This is a genomic window from Cupriavidus sp. WGlv3, from assembly GCF_023952475.1.
Classification (GTDB): Bacteria; Pseudomonadota; Gammaproteobacteria; order Burkholderiales; family Burkholderiaceae; genus Cupriavidus; species Cupriavidus phytorum.
In genome coordinates this window covers 119,181-132,490 of sequence record NZ_JALHRX010000009.1, presented here as the reverse complement: position 1 = coordinate 132,490, position 13,310 = coordinate 119,181, and the positions used below count along the sequence as shown (strand labels likewise).

Genomic DNA, 13,310 nt, shown 5'->3' with positions numbered 1-13,310 from the left:
TAAGGTTGCGGGAAGCCGGCTGGCGGCATCAGTCGCCGGTATATCCCGATGCCTTGACCACCGGCGCCCATTTGGCTGCGTCGGCCTTCAGCACCCCGGCGAAGGCCTCGGCGGGACCGGTGGCGGGTTCGAGCCCCAGCTTCAGGAATCGGTCGCGCACGTCGGGCGACTGCACCGCCTTGACGATGGCGGCGTTGAGCCGCTCCAGCGCCGCGCGCGGCGTACCGGCAGGCGCCAGCACGCCATAGCGGCCTTCGCCCTCGATGCCCTGGTAGCCGAGTTCCGTAAAGGTGGGCACGTCAGGCAGCGCCACCGAGCGATGCTTGCCCGAGGTCGCCAGCACGCGGATCTTGCCGGCGCGGTGCATCTCGGTCAGGTCGGCCAGGGTGTCGACCGAGGCCGGCACCTGCCCGCCGACCAGTGCGCTCATCAGTGGCGCCGAGCCGTTGAACGGCACGTGCAGCATGTCGACGCCGACCTGCTTGCCAATCATCAGCCCGAAGAAATGCGGAATGCTGCCGAGCGCGGGCGAGGCGTAGGAGTTGTTCTGCGCACCGGCCCTGAGCCAGGTCACGTAATCCTTCAGCGAGCGCGCCGGGCTGCCCGGACCTGTGGCCAGCGCCAGCTGGAAGTTGGCGGCCTGCGCCACCGGCGTGAAATCGCGCTGGATATCGTAGTTGAGCTTGCGGTAGACCAGCGGCGCGATGGTCATCACCGCCGAGTTGGCCACCACCAGCGTATTGCCATCTGCCGGTTGCGTGCGCGCGTAGTCCATCACCAGCCGCCCGCCGGCGCCGGGCTTGTTCTCGATCACAACGGTCTGGTTCAGGGTCTCGCGCAGCTTGTCCCCGACCAGGCGCGCGGCCAGGTCGGCGGTGCCGCCGGCGGGGTAGCCCACCAGGATGCGCAGCGGCCGGTCCGACTGCGCGCTGGCAGGTGCGGTCCACGCCGCGGCGACGGCCAGCAGGCATGCGACGAGGCGGGGAACGAAGTTGCTGGGGCTCACGGTGTCTCCTGTCTGTTATGCGCCGGCGGCCGGCATGGAGAGGAAGCTAACACCCGTCGATATAATTGACAAAGTCAACTAAATCGAGGGTGTGGCATGGCGCGCGAGAACAGCGGGAGCGACAGCAACCGCCTGCAGCGGCCGCGGCGGCTGGCCGATTTCATCAACTACCGGGTCTACCATCTGAACCGGGTCGCGCTGGGCGCGGCTGCGCTGCACCTGCGCGCGCGGGCGGGCGTGACGCGGCGCGAATGGCGCATGATTTCCTTCCTCGGAGAGCAGCCCGGCACGCGGCTGACCGAACTGGCGGAGAGCGCCGGCCTCGACAAGGTACTGGCCAGCCGCGCCGTGCACGCACTGGCGGAACGCGGCCTGGTGCGCCGGGAAACGCGCACGCAGGACCGGCGCGCGGCCGCTTTCACGCTGACGGAGGAGGGCGAGGCGGTCTACCGCACCGCCTTTGCGCAGGCGCGTGACTTCAATACGCAGCTGGCCGCCTGCCTGACGGCCGAAGAGGCGCGGGTGCTGTCGCGCTGCCTCGACAAGCTGCAGGCGCAGGCCGGCGCCATGCTGGCCGAAGCCCAGGCCTTGCCGCAGCCGGCGGGCGAGGTGCCGGCGTGGGAGCTGCAGCGGGTGTGGCGCGGGGAGAATGGCTAGGCCGCGCACGCCTGCGGCCTTCAATCCCGCGCAACCGACTTCGGTCCCACAGATCCTGTGCCCTGGCCCTCGGCAAATGCCGAGGCCGCCTCCAGCAGCCAGGTACGCAGATGCTGCATGGCATGGCTCATCGGGCGCGTATCGGGCTGGACCAGGTAATACGCGCTGGTGGAGCGCAATGAGCGGGCCACGGGGCTTACCAGTTGCCCGTTCGCCAGGTACTCCTCCACCAGGAAGCGCGGCACCAGGCCGATGCCCAGGCCGGCCCGCGCCGCGGCGATCACCATGCTGTGATGGTCGAAGCGGGCGCCGCGCATGGCGTTGACGTCGTCGATGCCGGCTGCCTCCATCCATTGCTTCCAGCCGAAACTGCGCGTGGCCAGGTGCAGCAGCGGCGCATGCGCGATGTCTTGCGCGCTGAGTCGTTTCTTGCGGCCGAACAGCTGCGGGTGGCACACCGCCACGGATTCTTCCCCGAACAACAGATCGGCCCGCGCGCCGGGATAGACCGCTTCGCCGAAGTGGATCGCCGCGTCGTAGGGCGTGCCGTCGAACAGAAACACGTCGGACTGTGCGCTGATATTGACCACCACCCGGGGATGGCGCGCGTAGAAATCGGGCAGCCGCGGGATCAGCCATTCGACCGCCAGGGTCGGCACGCACGCCAGTTCGACGGTGCCGCCCGCGCCTTCATGCGCCATCACCTCCAACGTGTCGCGCTGCAGCTTGCGCAGCATCTCGCGCACCTGGACGCTATAGAGCGCACCGGCCGCGGTCAGCGTGATGCGCTGGTTGGCGCGGTGAAAGAGTTGCACGCCGAGCAGGCTTTCCAGTGCGGCGATCTGGCGCGATACCGCGCTTTCCGTGATGAACAGGTCGGCGGCGGCGCGGCGCAGGTTCAGGTGCAGTGCGGCGGCTTCGAAGGCACGCAGGCTGGAAAGGCTGGGAAGGCGTTGCCGCATTGCGGGAAGGAAAGGGTAGTTGATGACATAAAGTCATCATCCTATACCGAAATCTCGCTTGAACCGGCGGACTTGATGAGAAATGATTCAGCCCTGGTCCCGCGGCCCCCACCATCGCGGCACCGCCATAACGACAACCATCAGGTAGACAGGAAAACAACAATGAATCGCTTGTTCAGCGCGCTGGCCGCCGGCACTTTCGCCTTTGGCATGACCCTATCCGGCCTCGTCGCCGCCGAGGATTTTCCCGCCAAGCCCGTGCGCATCATCGTGCCGTATCCGCCGGGCGGCACCACCGACATGGTGGCGCGGCTGGTCGGCGAGCGGCTCGCGCTGCAATGGAAGCAGCCGGTGCTGGTGGAAAACCGGCCCGGCGCGGGCGGGATCGTGGGCACCGGCGTCGCCGCCAAGTCCACCGCCGACGGCTATACGCTGCTGATGGGCTCGGTGGGCGAGTTCGGCATCAATCCCACCCTGTACAAGAAGCTGCCCTATGACGCCGCGGCCGATTTCGCGCCGGTGACGATGGTGGCGCGCGTGCCCAACGTGGTGGTGCTGTCGCCGGCGTTTGCCGAGCGCGCCCAGGTGCAGACGCTGGCGGAGTTCATCACCTACCTGAAGGCCAACCCGAAGCGCGTCAACATGGCGTCGGCGGGCAACGGCACCTCGACGCACCTGGCCGGCGAGCTGTTCCAGCGCATGACCGGCACCGAGATGAGCCACGTCGCTTACAAAGGCAGCAGCCCGGCGATTGCCGACCTGATGGGCGGCAGCGTCGACGTGATGTTCGACAACCTGCCGGCGTCGCTGCCGTTCGTGCGCTCCGGCAAGCTCAAGGCGCTGGCGGTGACCACGCCGGCGCGCTCGTCCGCGCTGCCCAACGTGCCGACCGTGGCCGCCGCCGGCCCGGTGCCGGGCTTCGACGCCAGCCCGTGGTTCGGCCTGCTGGCGCCGCGCGGTGTACCCAGCGCGGTGGCGCAGAAGATCAGCCAGGACCTGGCGCGCGCGCTCGGCGATCCCGCCGTGCAGTCCCGCATGCGCGACCTCGGCGCGGAACCTGCGCCGAGCACCCCCGAAGCCTTCGCCGAGGTGCTGAAGAAAGACCGCCAGAAGTGGGGCGAGATCGTGCGCCTGTCCGGCGCTTCGGTGGACTGAAAGCCGTCATTGAATTTCATCTCGTTATCAGCCTGAGGGGATCTCCCTGCATCATGAGCAATAACATCAACCAACTCGTTTCCCTGCATCTTGGCACCACCGGCGCCGACCGCCTGTCCGCGCTGGTGAGCGCGCCCGCGCAACTGCCGGCTGGCGAAGCCGGGCGCCCGTCGCGCGCCGAGATTGCCCACGCGCTGAACCTGGTGCTGTTCGCCGGCATCCTCGAGCGCGTGCCGACCGGCAAGGCCTACACCGAAGACGTGGCCGCAGCGGGCGGCAAGGTCCACTTCGACCATGGCGCGCTGCGCACCGTGCGCTGGCCCGACCACGGCGCGCTGCCCGCCGGCGAGGCCGCCTTCACGCGCATCCTGCGTCCGCTGGGCTACCGTCTCAACGGCACCTATCCGCTCGACCGCATCGGCATGACCGGGCGCTCGTACGCGCATGAAGACGCGCCGGAAGAGATCGCGCAGTTCTTTGTCAGCGAGTTGCATCCCGAGCGTTTCAGCGCGGGCTTCCAGCAGGCCGTCAGCCGCGTCCTCGAAACCTCGGTCGATCCGCTGACGCCGCGCGCGCAGGCGCTGCTGTGGGAACTCGAGCGCGAAGGGTCGTTGCCGCTGGCGGATGCCGGCGAGCTGATCGGTGCGCTGGCGCGCTGCTTCGAGCGCCATCACGCCGCGCCGCGGCTGGCCGACTACGAGGCCCTGCTGGCTGAATCGGCCGAGATGGCGTGGATCGCCACCGAGGGCAATGCCTTCAACCATGCCACCGACCGTGTCGAAGACGTGTTCGCACTGGCCGAGGCGCAGAAGCGCCTGGGCCGGCCGATCAAGGACAAGGTGGAAGTGTCGCGCAGCGGACGCGTGCGCCAGACCGCGTTCCGCGCCGACCCGGTGCGCCGTGCCTTCGTGGGCGCGGACGGCGCCGAGGTGATGCGCGAGGTGCCGGGCTCGTTCTACGAGTTCATCACCCGCGACCGCTACGTCGATGACGCGCAGGCGGTCCCGCGCACCGACCTGGGTTTCGATGCCGGCAATGCGCAGGGCATCTTCAAGATGACCGCCGCGGCATGCTGAGGCCAGCCTGACCATGACCGCCGCCTACCCGTTCGTTCCCGCGCTGCGCGAGCCGGAAGGCTCGCCGATCCGCGAGCTGTTCAAGTACCTGTCGGACCCGGAGATGATCTCTTTCGCCGGCGGCTACCCGTCGGCCGCGCTGTTCGATGCCGACGGCATTGGCGCGGCGTCCGCGCAGGTGCTGCGCGAGCGGCCCGCGGAATGCCTGCAGTACGGCGCCACCGAAGGCGCGCCCGTGCTGCGCGACGCCCTGGTTGCGCTGATGGCCGGGCGCGGTGCCGCCGTGACGCGGGACCAGCTGCTGGTCACCAGTGGCTCGCAGCAGGGCTTCGATTTCCTGGTGCGCGCGCTGGTCGAGCCGGGCAGCGTGGTGCTGGTCGAGGAGCCGACCTATTCGGCGACGCTGCAGGCGCTGCGTCTGGCGGGCGCCGACGTGCGCGGCGTGCCGTCCGACCAGCACGGCATGGACGTCGACGCGCTCGCGGCCATGCTGGCCGACGGCGCGGTGCGCCCGCGGCTGATCTACACCGTGCCGACCTTCGCCAACCCGACCGGCGCCACGCTGTCGCCCGAGCGCCGGCTGCGGCTGCTCGAGCTGGCGGCGCGGCACCAGGTGGTGCTGGTCGAAGACGATCCCTATGGCGCGCTGAGCTTCGACGGCACCGCGCCGCCGTCGTTGCTGGCGCTGTGCGACCAGGTGCCCGATGCCCGTCCGTGGCTGGTGCACCTGGCCAGCCTGTCGAAGACGCTGGCGCCCGGCCTGCGCATCGGCTGGATGGTGGCCGCGCCGGAAATCATCCGCCGCGCGGTGATTGCCAAGCAGGTGTCGGATCTCTGCACGCCGCCGTGGATCCAGCTGGCGGTCGCGCAATACCTGGCAGACGGGCGGCTGCCCGCGCAGGTGGAGCGCGAGATCGCGTTCTACCGCGACAAGCGCGACCGGTTGGCCGAGGCGCTGCGGCTGGCTTTTGGCGAGCGCATCCGCTTTGCCTTGCCGGCCGGCGGCATGTTCCTTTGGGCTGCGCTGGAAGGCGTCGACGATGCCGCCGCGCTGCTGCCGCATGCGATCGCGGAGAAGGTGTTGTTCGTGCCCGGCGCCGGCTTCTACGCGCAGCGCCGCGCACGGCCCGCGTTCCGGCTGTCGTTCGCCGGCGCGGCGCCGGAGCAGATCGCCGAAGGCGTGGCGCGGCTGAACAGGGCGGTGGCGCGCCTGGACGCGGCCGGCTGACGCGATAGCGGGTGCGCCGGTGCGCGGTTCATTCGTCGTCCGCCGGCAGCATCCGGCCGCGCCGCGGCATTTCGGAGTCCAGCACCAGGCGGCCATGGACCCGCCCGTTCATGCGCGTGACGTAATGCGTGCACTCTTCCATATGCGCCGACATCAGCGCGCGCACCGTGTCGGCGTCGCGCTGGCGTGCCGCCTCGACAATGCGCTTGTGGAACTTGACGTTGGCCGCGCCGAATTTCTCGTGCTCGCAGGCAGGGGTGTCGTTGCCGAACACCACCAGCTGGCGAATCATCTCGTTGATCAGCTCGCATGAGAACCGCAGCATCGGGTTGGGATTGGCGGCGGCCAGGATGTCGTGGAAGGTCAGGTCTTCCTGGCGCTGGTCCAGCAGCGGCGTCGCGGCCGCGGCCGAGGCCGGGTCGCACAGGTCGATGGTGCGTTCCAGCGCCCGGAAATCGTCATCGGTCAGATGCGGCACCGCGCCGGCGGCCAGTTCCGGCTCCAGCAGCCGGCGCACGGTATAGATGTCGGCAATGCCGACGTCCTTGAAGAACAGGTAGTTCTGCATCAGCTGGAAGGTGCGGTCCAGCGGCACTTCGACGATCGTGCCGCCGCCCGCCGGTCCGGTGCTGACCCGGATCAGCCCTTGCACTTCCAGCGACTTCAGTGCCTCGCGGATGGTGCTCTTGCTGACGGAGAACATCTGCTGCAGCTTGACCTCGTGCGGCAGCTTGTCGCCCGGGCGCAGGTTGCGCTGCGTAATCAGCCGCTTGAGCTCTTCCGCCACCAGGTCCGCGCGCTTCTGCTTGCGGATCTCGATGGTCCCGGTCTTGCCCTCCCGAAACATCGCCATTGCTCTTTCCTTGTCATGCGCCGCAAGCCATGGAGGCCTGGGCGCTTGCATTCTAGCCAAGCGCGCCGGCGCAGGGCCGCGGCTTGCCCCAGCCGCGTGCATGCTGCCCGATTCGCTGGCATTGCCGGGTTCAGCGCGTACCTTTCTGTCCCGCCGTCGCCTCATGCGCGGCGCACGTAGCGCCATGCGCCGAGGGTGCGTAAACCCTGACCTTTCCTTTGTTGACAACGATTCCGGCCGACTCCTAAGATGATTCTATTCTATTTATACGTATAAATAGAATAAACAGGTTCGATTCTTGCTCGGCCAGTGTCGGCGCCGGGCGAAAGTCACCAGCATGTCGGGGAGACGGTGCAGCGCCAGGCCATGGCGTGGCCAGACTTTCGCCCCGTGCAGCCCGATCCCCACATAACGAGGAGTGAGCCTTGAATCGTCGTGACCTGCTGAAACTGGCGGCGCTGTCCGCCGTCCCCACTTCCCTGATCCATGGCCGGAGCGCTTTTGCCGCGGGCGAGGCGCTGGAATTCGGCTGTCCGGTGCCGATGTCGGGCGCCTTCGCCGCCAACGGGAAATTCGCCGACCTGGGCATGCGGCTCGCCCTCGACCAGTACGGACAGGTGCTGGGCCGGCCGCTGCGCTACAGCGTGCTCGACACCGAAGGCAAGCCGGCCACCGCGGTGCGCAAGGTGCAGGAGCTGGCGCAGCAGAAGGCGGCGCGCTATTTCGCCGGCGGCATCCTGTCGTCCGAATCGCTGGCCATGGGCAAGGAGGCGGAAAAGTTCGGCGGCGTGTTCGTCACCACCGCGGGGGCCGACGAGATCACCGGCAAGGACTGCAACCGCGCCACCTTCCGCTGGTCGGTGCCGACCTTCGGCGCGATCGAGCGCACCGTGCGGCCGCTGATCGAATCGATGCCGAAGGCCAAACGCTGGTACACCATCACGCCGCAATATGTGTTCGGCGACGGGCTGCTGTCGGCGGCGAAGGCGATCTTCAAGGAGAAGGGCATCGAGCATGTCGGCAACAGCTACCACGCCCTGACCGAGAAAGAATTCAGCGGCTACCTGACCAATGCGCTGGCCGCCAAGCCGGACGTGCTGCTGATCCTGAACTTCGGCTCGCAGTCCGCCGACACGCTGCGCCAGGCGGTCAGCTTCGGCATGAAGAAGAACACCACCATCCTGCTGGCCTGGGCCTCGGGGCTGGAACAGTTCGAGTCGCTCGGCGCCGACCTGTGCGAGGGCGTTTATTTCGGCGCGCAGTACTGGCACGGCGTCGATACGCCGCTGAACCGCGACCTGGTCAAGCGCACCCAGGCCAAGTTCAAGGCCAATCCCAACTACAGCCTGGCCGGCTCGTACATCTGCACCAAGATCATGGTCGACGGCATGATCAAGGCCGGCAGCGCCGATCCGAAGGCCGTGGTCGCGGCGCTCGAAGGCTTGAAGTACGAGGGCCTGACCGGGCCGGAGGAAATCCGCGCCGCCGACCACCAGGTGCTGAAGAACTACTACCTGCTCAAGGGCAAGGCCAGGTCACGCATGAAGGACAAGGACGACTACGCCGAAATCGTCAGCGTCGGCAAGGCCTTCCTGCCGGTCGAGCAGACCCAGTGCAAGATGGCCTGAGGCCCTGACGCTGCGGGGCCGCCGCCCCGGCGATTCACACACTGAAGCACACCGAAGCACCGTGCCGCGCAGTCAAGCGCGGCATGGCGGCTTCCTACATCCGTACGACTCATGAACGTCTATCTGTTGCAGGTGATCAACGGCGTCGGCATAGGCATGCTCTACTTCTTGCTGGCGGTAGGGCTGTCGATCGTGTTCGGCCTGTTGCGCTTCGTCAATTTCGCGCATGGCGCTTTCTATGCGCTGGGTGCCTACCTCTGCTTCCAGGCGCTGCAGATCGGCATGAACTTCTGGGTGGCGCTGGTATTCGCTCCGATCATCATCGGCGCGCTGGCGTGGCTGACCGAGAAGGTCATGCTGCGCCATGTCTACGCGCAGCCGCACGAGTTCCACATCCTGGTCACGGTGGGACTGGCGCTGGCCATCCAGGAACTCATCATCGTCGGCTGGGGGCCGCTCGGCGTCGACGTGCCGCCGCCGGATGCGCTGCAGGGCGTGGTGATGTGGGGCGACTTCATCTATCCCAAGTACCGGTTGTTCGTGATCGGCTTCACCGGCCTGCTGGCGATCGGGCTGTGGTGGCTGCTGGAAGGTACGCGCCTGGGCAGCGCGGTGCGCGCGGGCAGCGAATCCACCGAGATGGTGTCGCTGCTCGGCATCAATGTGTTCCGGCTGTTCAGCCTGATGTTTGCACTCGGCGCCGCCACCGCGGCGATCGCCGGCGTGCTGGCCGCGCCGATCCGCGGCGCCGAGCCGTTCATGGGTGTCGAGGCGCTGGGCGTGGCCTTTATCGTGGTGGTGGTGGGCGGCATGGGCAGCTTCACCGGTGCGCTGGTGGGGGGCTTGCTGGTCGGCGTGGTGCAGAGCCTGATGAGCACGCTGTGGCCCGAAGGCGCGCGGCTGATGATCTATGTCGCCATGGCCGCGGTGCTGCTGCTGCGTCCGCATGGCTTGCTGGGGAGGGGATGATGGCTATGCAAAGACAATGGCTGTTGCGCTACCGCTTCTGGTGGCTGGCACTCGGCGTCACGCTGCTGCTGCCGCTGACGATGCGCTCCGGCACGCTTGCCACCGAAGTGCTGATCTACGCGATGGCCGCGATGGCGTGCAACCTGCTGCTTGGCTACACCGGCCTGCTTTCGTTCGGCCAGGGCATCTTCTTCGGGTTGGGCAGCTATGCGGTGGGGTTGGCGCTGACCCGCGCCAGCCTGCCAATGCCGCTGGCCCTGCTGCTGGCGATCGCGATCGGCGCGGCCGCCGCGGCGCTGGTGGGCTGGTTTGCGATCCGGCAGCGCGGCACCTACTTCGTGATGCTGACGCTGGCGTTCGCGCAGATGTTCTACTTTCTTGCCTATACCACGCCCGGCATCACCGGCGGCGACAACGGCCTGCTGGATATCCCGCGTCCGCCGCTGTCCGTGGCTGGCCATGCGCTGGTGCCGCTGGCGTCGCCGTGGCAGTTCTACGGCTTTGTCGCGGTACTGTTCCTGGCGGTGTTCCTGGTGGTACTGCGCGTGACCGAGTCGGTGCTGGGCCGCACGCTGCTGGCGATCCGCGACAACGAAGAGCGCGCGCTGGCGGTCGGCTACAACGTCAAGACATTCAAGCTGCTGGCGTTCATGGTCTCGGGCGCGGTGACCGGGCTCGCCGGCGCGCTGCATGCGATGCTGACCGGCATCGCGCCGCTGACCAATATCGACTACCACGCCAGCGAGATGATCCTGGTGATGACCGTGATCGGCGGCACTGGCAACATCTTTGCCTCGGTGCTGGGCGCCGCCTTCTATGTGCTGCTGGCGGACTGGCTGTCGACGCTGTGGCCGCGCTGGCTGATGCTGCTCGGCTTCCTGCTGATCGCGGTCAGCCTGTTCATGCAGCGCGGGCTGTGGGGGCTGGGCGCCACGCTATGGGATCGCCTGCGCGGCGTGCGCCGCGCCCCCGTCACGCAAGAGGAACGCGCATGAGCACCGCCACCACACCGATTCTTGAAGCCACCGGCATCGTCAAGCAGTACGGCAAGTTCATGGCGCTGGGCGGGGTCGACCTGCGCGTGATGCCGGGCACGATCCATTCGGTGATCGGACCCAACGGCGCCGGCAAGACCACGCTGTTCCACATGCTGACCGGAACCAAGGAAGTCAGCGCCGGCCGCATCGTCTTCGACGGCAAGGACGTCACGGCCGAAGCCGACTACCAGCGCGTGCAGCGCGGCATCGCGCGCTCGTTCCAGGTCACCAGCCTGTTCCCGAGCCTGCCGGTGCGCGAGAATCTGCGCCTCGCAGCGCTGGGCACGTCGCCGCGCAAGGCCATGAGCGGATGGCGCCTGCCGGTGGGCGAACTCGCCTGCGGCGAGGTGGTCGACCAGGTGCTGGAACGGCTGGAACTGGCGCGCGTCGCCGACAGCGCGGCGGGCGTGCTGTCGCACGGTCAGCAACGCCGCCTGGAAGTCGGCATGGCGCTGGCGGCGCGGCCGCGCGCGATCTTCCTGGACGAACCGACCTCGGGCATGGGCGTGGACGACCTCGGCGCGATGAAGCGGCTGATCCGCGGGCTGGCGCAGGACCACACCGTCGTGCTGATCGAACACAACATGGACATCGTCATGGATATCTCGGACACCGTCACCGTGATGCAGCAAGGCAAGGTGCTGATGGAAGGGCCGCCCGCGGCCGTGCGCGGCGACCCGCGCGTGCGTGCCGCGTATCTCGGCAACATGATCACCGGAGGCAAGGGATGATGCTCGACGTACAGGAGATCCATGGCTACTACGGCAAGAGCCATGTGCTGCAGGGCGTGTCGCTGGCGGTCGGCGAAGGCGAGCTGGTGACGCTGCTGGGGCGCAACGGCGCCGGCAAGTCGACCACGCTCAAGGCCATCGCCGGCGTGGTCGAGCCCAAAGGCGGGCGCGTGATCTTTCGCGGCAAGGAGGTTGCCGGCATGGCGCCGCACCGGATTGCCGCCGAAGGCCTGTGCCTGGTGCCCGAGCATCGCGGCATCTTCAAGCTGCTGACGGTGGAAGAGAATCTCAAGCTGGCCGCGCGCCGCGATTCGCCGTGGCAGCTGCAGGACATCTACCGCATCTTCCCGCGCCTGCGCGAGCGGCGCGGCAACGGCGGTGCGCAGCTGTCCGGCGGCGAACAGCAGATGCTCGCGATCGGGCGCGCCATGATGAACCATCCGCGCCTGCTGATGCTCGACGAGCCGGTCGAAGGGCTGGCCCCGGTGATCGTGGAAGAGATCGTGGCGCAGCTCAAGGTCATCAAGGCCGCCGGGGTGCCGATCCTGCTGGTCGAGCAGAACCTCGAGGTCTGCACGCAGCTGGCCGACCGCCACGTGATCATCGAGCAGGGCAGGGTGGTCTACACCGGCAGCAACGACGCGTTCCGCGCCGACGAGGCGGTCAAGGACCGCTATCTCGGCGTCGGCCTGGCGGCCTGAACCATGAGAAATGACATGACGACATTGCAAGCAGCGCGCGCGGCAGCGGCGAGTGCCGGCGCACGCGCCGACCTGCGCATCGACGGCCAGCGCCTGTGGGACACCCTGATGCGCCTGTCCACCATCGGCGCCACGCCCAAGGGCGGCGTTTGCCGGCTGGCGCTGACCGACCTGGACCGGCAAGGCCGCGACTTCTTTGTTGCCGAAGCCAAAGCCGCCGGATGCACGGTCCGCGTCGATGCCCTCGGCAATATCTTTGCGCGGCGCGCCGGCCGCGACCATGCCCTGCCGCCGGTGATGACCGGCAGCCATATCGATACCCAGCCGACCGGCGGCAAGTTCGACGGCAACTATGGCGTGTTCGCCGGCATCGAAGTGCTGCGCACGCTGGCCGACGCCGGCATCGTCACCGATGCCCCGCTCGAGGTCGCAGTCTGGACCAACGAGGAAGGCTCGCGCTTCGTGCCGGTGATGATGGGCTCGGGCGCGTTCATCGGCGAGTTCGCGCTGGCGGACGTGCTGCAGCAGCGCGACCGCGACGGCATCAGCGTCGGGCAGGCGCTGCAGGCCATCGGCTATGCCGGGCCCGAGCCGGTCGGCGCGCGCCCGGTCGGCGCCTACTTTGAAGCGCATATCGAGCAGGGGCCGGTGCTGGAGGCCAACGACACCACCATCGGCGTGGTCACCGGCGCGCTCGGCCAGCGCTGGTATGACGTGGTGCTGGCCGGCATGGAAGCGCATGCGGGCCCCACGCCGATGGCGTTGCGCAAGGATGCGCTGCTGGCGGCGTCCGAGCTGGTCGGCATCGTCAACCGCATCGCACTCGATCATCCGCCGCATGGCCGCGGCACGGTGGGTTGCCTGGCCGTGCATCCCGATTCGCGCAATGTCATCCCCGGCAAGGTGACGATGACGGTGGACCTGCGCGCCGGCGACGACACGGTGCTGTCCGCGATGGACGCGGCACTGCGTACCCAGGTTGCCGGGCTGGCGGCGCGCAGCGGCATCGCCATCGATCTGCAGCAGGTGGTGTACTTCCCGCCGCAGCCGTTCGATGCGCGGCTGGTCGAGGCCGTGCGCGGCGGCGCGCAACGGCTCGGCCATTCCGCCATGGACGTGATCAGCGGCGCCGGCCATGACGCGGTCTACCTGGCCCGCGTCGCCCCGGCGGCGATGATCTTCGTGCCATGCAAGGACGGCATCAGCCACAACGAAATCGAAGACGCGCGGCCCGAGCACCTCGAGGCCGGCTGCAACGTGCTGCTGCACGCCATGCTCGATGCCGCCACGCGGCCATGACACCGGAA

At 68.2% G+C, this 13,310-nt stretch carries 13 protein-coding genes; 10 read left to right on the top strand and 3 right to left on the bottom strand.

Annotation, left to right across the window (positions count from 1 at the left end):
• Positions 1-28: 28 nt before the first annotated feature.
• Positions 29-1,006 carry a Bug family tripartite tricarboxylate transporter substrate binding protein gene (locus MKD38_RS16645; protein ID WP_252678370.1) on the bottom strand — a complete coding sequence of 326 codons (978 nt, stop codon included), beginning with the start codon at positions 1,004-1,006 and terminating at the stop codon, positions 29-31.
• Positions 1,007-1,102: 96 nt separating this feature from the next.
• Between MKD38_RS16645 and MKD38_RS16640 the strand changes: the two genes are divergently transcribed.
• Positions 1,103-1,663 (top strand): MarR family winged helix-turn-helix transcriptional regulator, encoded by a 561-nt coding sequence (locus tag MKD38_RS16640; RefSeq protein WP_252678368.1) that lies wholly within the window; start codon positions 1,103-1,105, stop codon positions 1,661-1,663.
• A gap of 20 nt (positions 1,664-1,683) precedes the next feature.
• Here the strand turns inward: MKD38_RS16640 and MKD38_RS16635 are convergent, their stop codons facing one another.
• The gene (locus MKD38_RS16635; RefSeq protein ID WP_252678366.1) at positions 1,684-2,625 is read right to left on the bottom strand and encodes a LysR substrate-binding domain-containing protein; all 942 of its coding nucleotides are present in this window, start codon (positions 2,623-2,625) and stop codon (positions 1,684-1,686) included.
• Positions 2,626-2,787: 162 nt separating this feature from the next.
• Between MKD38_RS16635 and MKD38_RS16630 the strand changes: the two genes are divergently transcribed.
• From MKD38_RS16630 to MKD38_RS16620, 3 genes are read left to right on the top strand one after another with little or no spacing between them, the layout of a single operon-like run.
• Positions 2,788-3,780 carry a Bug family tripartite tricarboxylate transporter substrate binding protein gene (locus MKD38_RS16630; protein WP_252678365.1) on the top strand — a complete coding sequence of 331 codons (993 nt, stop codon included), beginning with the start codon at positions 2,788-2,790 and terminating at the stop codon, positions 3,778-3,780.
• A 53-nt stretch (positions 3,781-3,833) separates the two neighbouring features.
• Positions 3,834-4,856: a DUF1338 domain-containing protein gene (locus MKD38_RS16625; protein WP_252678364.1), complete on the top strand. Its 1,023-nt coding sequence runs from the start codon at positions 3,834-3,836 to the stop codon at positions 4,854-4,856.
• 13 nt (positions 4,857-4,869) lie between these two features.
• Positions 4,870-6,084 carry an aminotransferase-like domain-containing protein gene (locus tag MKD38_RS16620; RefSeq protein WP_252678363.1) on the top strand — a complete coding sequence of 405 codons (1,215 nt, stop codon included), beginning with the start codon at positions 4,870-4,872 and terminating at the stop codon, positions 6,082-6,084.
• Between the two features lie 28 nt (positions 6,085-6,112).
• Here the strand turns inward: MKD38_RS16620 and MKD38_RS16615 are convergent, their stop codons facing one another.
• Positions 6,113-6,937 (bottom strand): FadR/GntR family transcriptional regulator, encoded by an 825-nt coding sequence (locus MKD38_RS16615; protein WP_252678362.1) that lies wholly within the window; start codon positions 6,935-6,937, stop codon positions 6,113-6,115.
• A 425-nt stretch (positions 6,938-7,362) separates the two neighbouring features.
• Between MKD38_RS16615 and MKD38_RS16610 the strand changes: the two genes are divergently transcribed.
• The 6 genes from MKD38_RS16610 to MKD38_RS16585 all read left to right on the top strand — a co-directional run bounded on the left by MKD38_RS16610 (position 7,363) and on the right by MKD38_RS16585 (position 13,302).
• Positions 7,363-8,565: an ABC transporter substrate-binding protein gene (locus MKD38_RS16610; protein WP_252678361.1), complete on the top strand. Its 1,203-nt coding sequence runs from the start codon at positions 7,363-7,365 to the stop codon at positions 8,563-8,565.
• A gap of 111 nt (positions 8,566-8,676) precedes the next feature.
• Entirely contained in the window at positions 8,677-9,534 is an 858-nt protein-coding gene (locus MKD38_RS16605) for a branched-chain amino acid ABC transporter permease (RefSeq protein ID WP_252678360.1), read from the top strand.
• On the top strand, positions 9,534-10,529 hold the full coding sequence (locus tag MKD38_RS16600; protein WP_252678358.1) for a branched-chain amino acid ABC transporter permease: 996 nt from the start codon (positions 9,534-9,536) through the stop codon (positions 10,527-10,529). The genes MKD38_RS16605 and MKD38_RS16600 overlap by 1 nt, the downstream gene beginning before the upstream one ends.
• Positions 10,526-11,302 (top strand): ABC transporter ATP-binding protein, encoded by a 777-nt coding sequence (locus MKD38_RS16595; RefSeq protein ID WP_252678356.1) that lies wholly within the window; start codon positions 10,526-10,528, stop codon positions 11,300-11,302. Before MKD38_RS16600 ends, MKD38_RS16595 begins: the two co-directional genes overlap by 4 nt.
• Entirely contained in the window at positions 11,299-12,003 is a 705-nt protein-coding gene (locus MKD38_RS16590; RefSeq protein ID WP_252678354.1) for an ABC transporter ATP-binding protein, read from the top strand. The genes MKD38_RS16595 and MKD38_RS16590 overlap by 4 nt, the downstream gene beginning before the upstream one ends.
• A 15-nt stretch (positions 12,004-12,018) precedes the next feature.
• Positions 12,019-13,302: a Zn-dependent hydrolase gene (locus tag MKD38_RS16585; RefSeq protein WP_252678352.1), complete on the top strand. Its 1,284-nt coding sequence runs from the start codon at positions 12,019-12,021 to the stop codon at positions 13,300-13,302.
• The last annotated feature ends 8 nt before the right edge of the window (positions 13,303-13,310 follow it).

Bases quoted from the DNA above. Each gene is read 5' to 3' on its own strand.
- MKD38_RS16630 (WP_252678365.1), top strand. From the start codon at position 2,788: ATGAATCGCTTGTTCAGCGCGCTGGCCGCCGGCACTTTCGCCTTTGGC.
- MKD38_RS16620 (WP_252678363.1), top strand. From the start codon at position 4,870: ATGACCGCCGCCTACCCGTTCGTTCCCGCGCTGCGCGAGCCGGAAGGC.
- MKD38_RS16590 (WP_252678354.1), top strand. From the start codon at position 11,299: ATGATGCTCGACGTACAGGAGATCCATGGCTACTACGGCAAGAGCCAT.
- MKD38_RS16600 (WP_252678358.1), top strand. From the start codon at position 9,534: ATGGCTATGCAAAGACAATGGCTGTTGCGCTACCGCTTCTGGTGGCTG.
- MKD38_RS16585 (WP_252678352.1), top strand. From the start codon at position 12,019: ATGACGACATTGCAAGCAGCGCGCGCGGCAGCGGCGAGTGCCGGCGCA.
- MKD38_RS16625 (WP_252678364.1), top strand. From the start codon at position 3,834: ATGAGCAATAACATCAACCAACTCGTTTCCCTGCATCTTGGCACCACC.
- MKD38_RS16595 (WP_252678356.1), top strand. From the start codon at position 10,526: ATGAGCACCGCCACCACACCGATTCTTGAAGCCACCGGCATCGTCAAG.
- MKD38_RS16640 (WP_252678368.1), top strand. From the start codon at position 1,103: ATGGCGCGCGAGAACAGCGGGAGCGACAGCAACCGCCTGCAGCGGCCG.
- MKD38_RS16615 (WP_252678362.1), bottom strand. From the start codon at position 6,937: ATGGCGATGTTTCGGGAGGGCAAGACCGGGACCATCGAGATCCGCAAG.
- MKD38_RS16635 (WP_252678366.1), bottom strand. From the start codon at position 2,625: ATGCGGCAACGCCTTCCCAGCCTTTCCAGCCTGCGTGCCTTCGAAGCC.
- MKD38_RS16605 (WP_252678360.1), top strand. From the start codon at position 8,677: ATGAACGTCTATCTGTTGCAGGTGATCAACGGCGTCGGCATAGGCATG.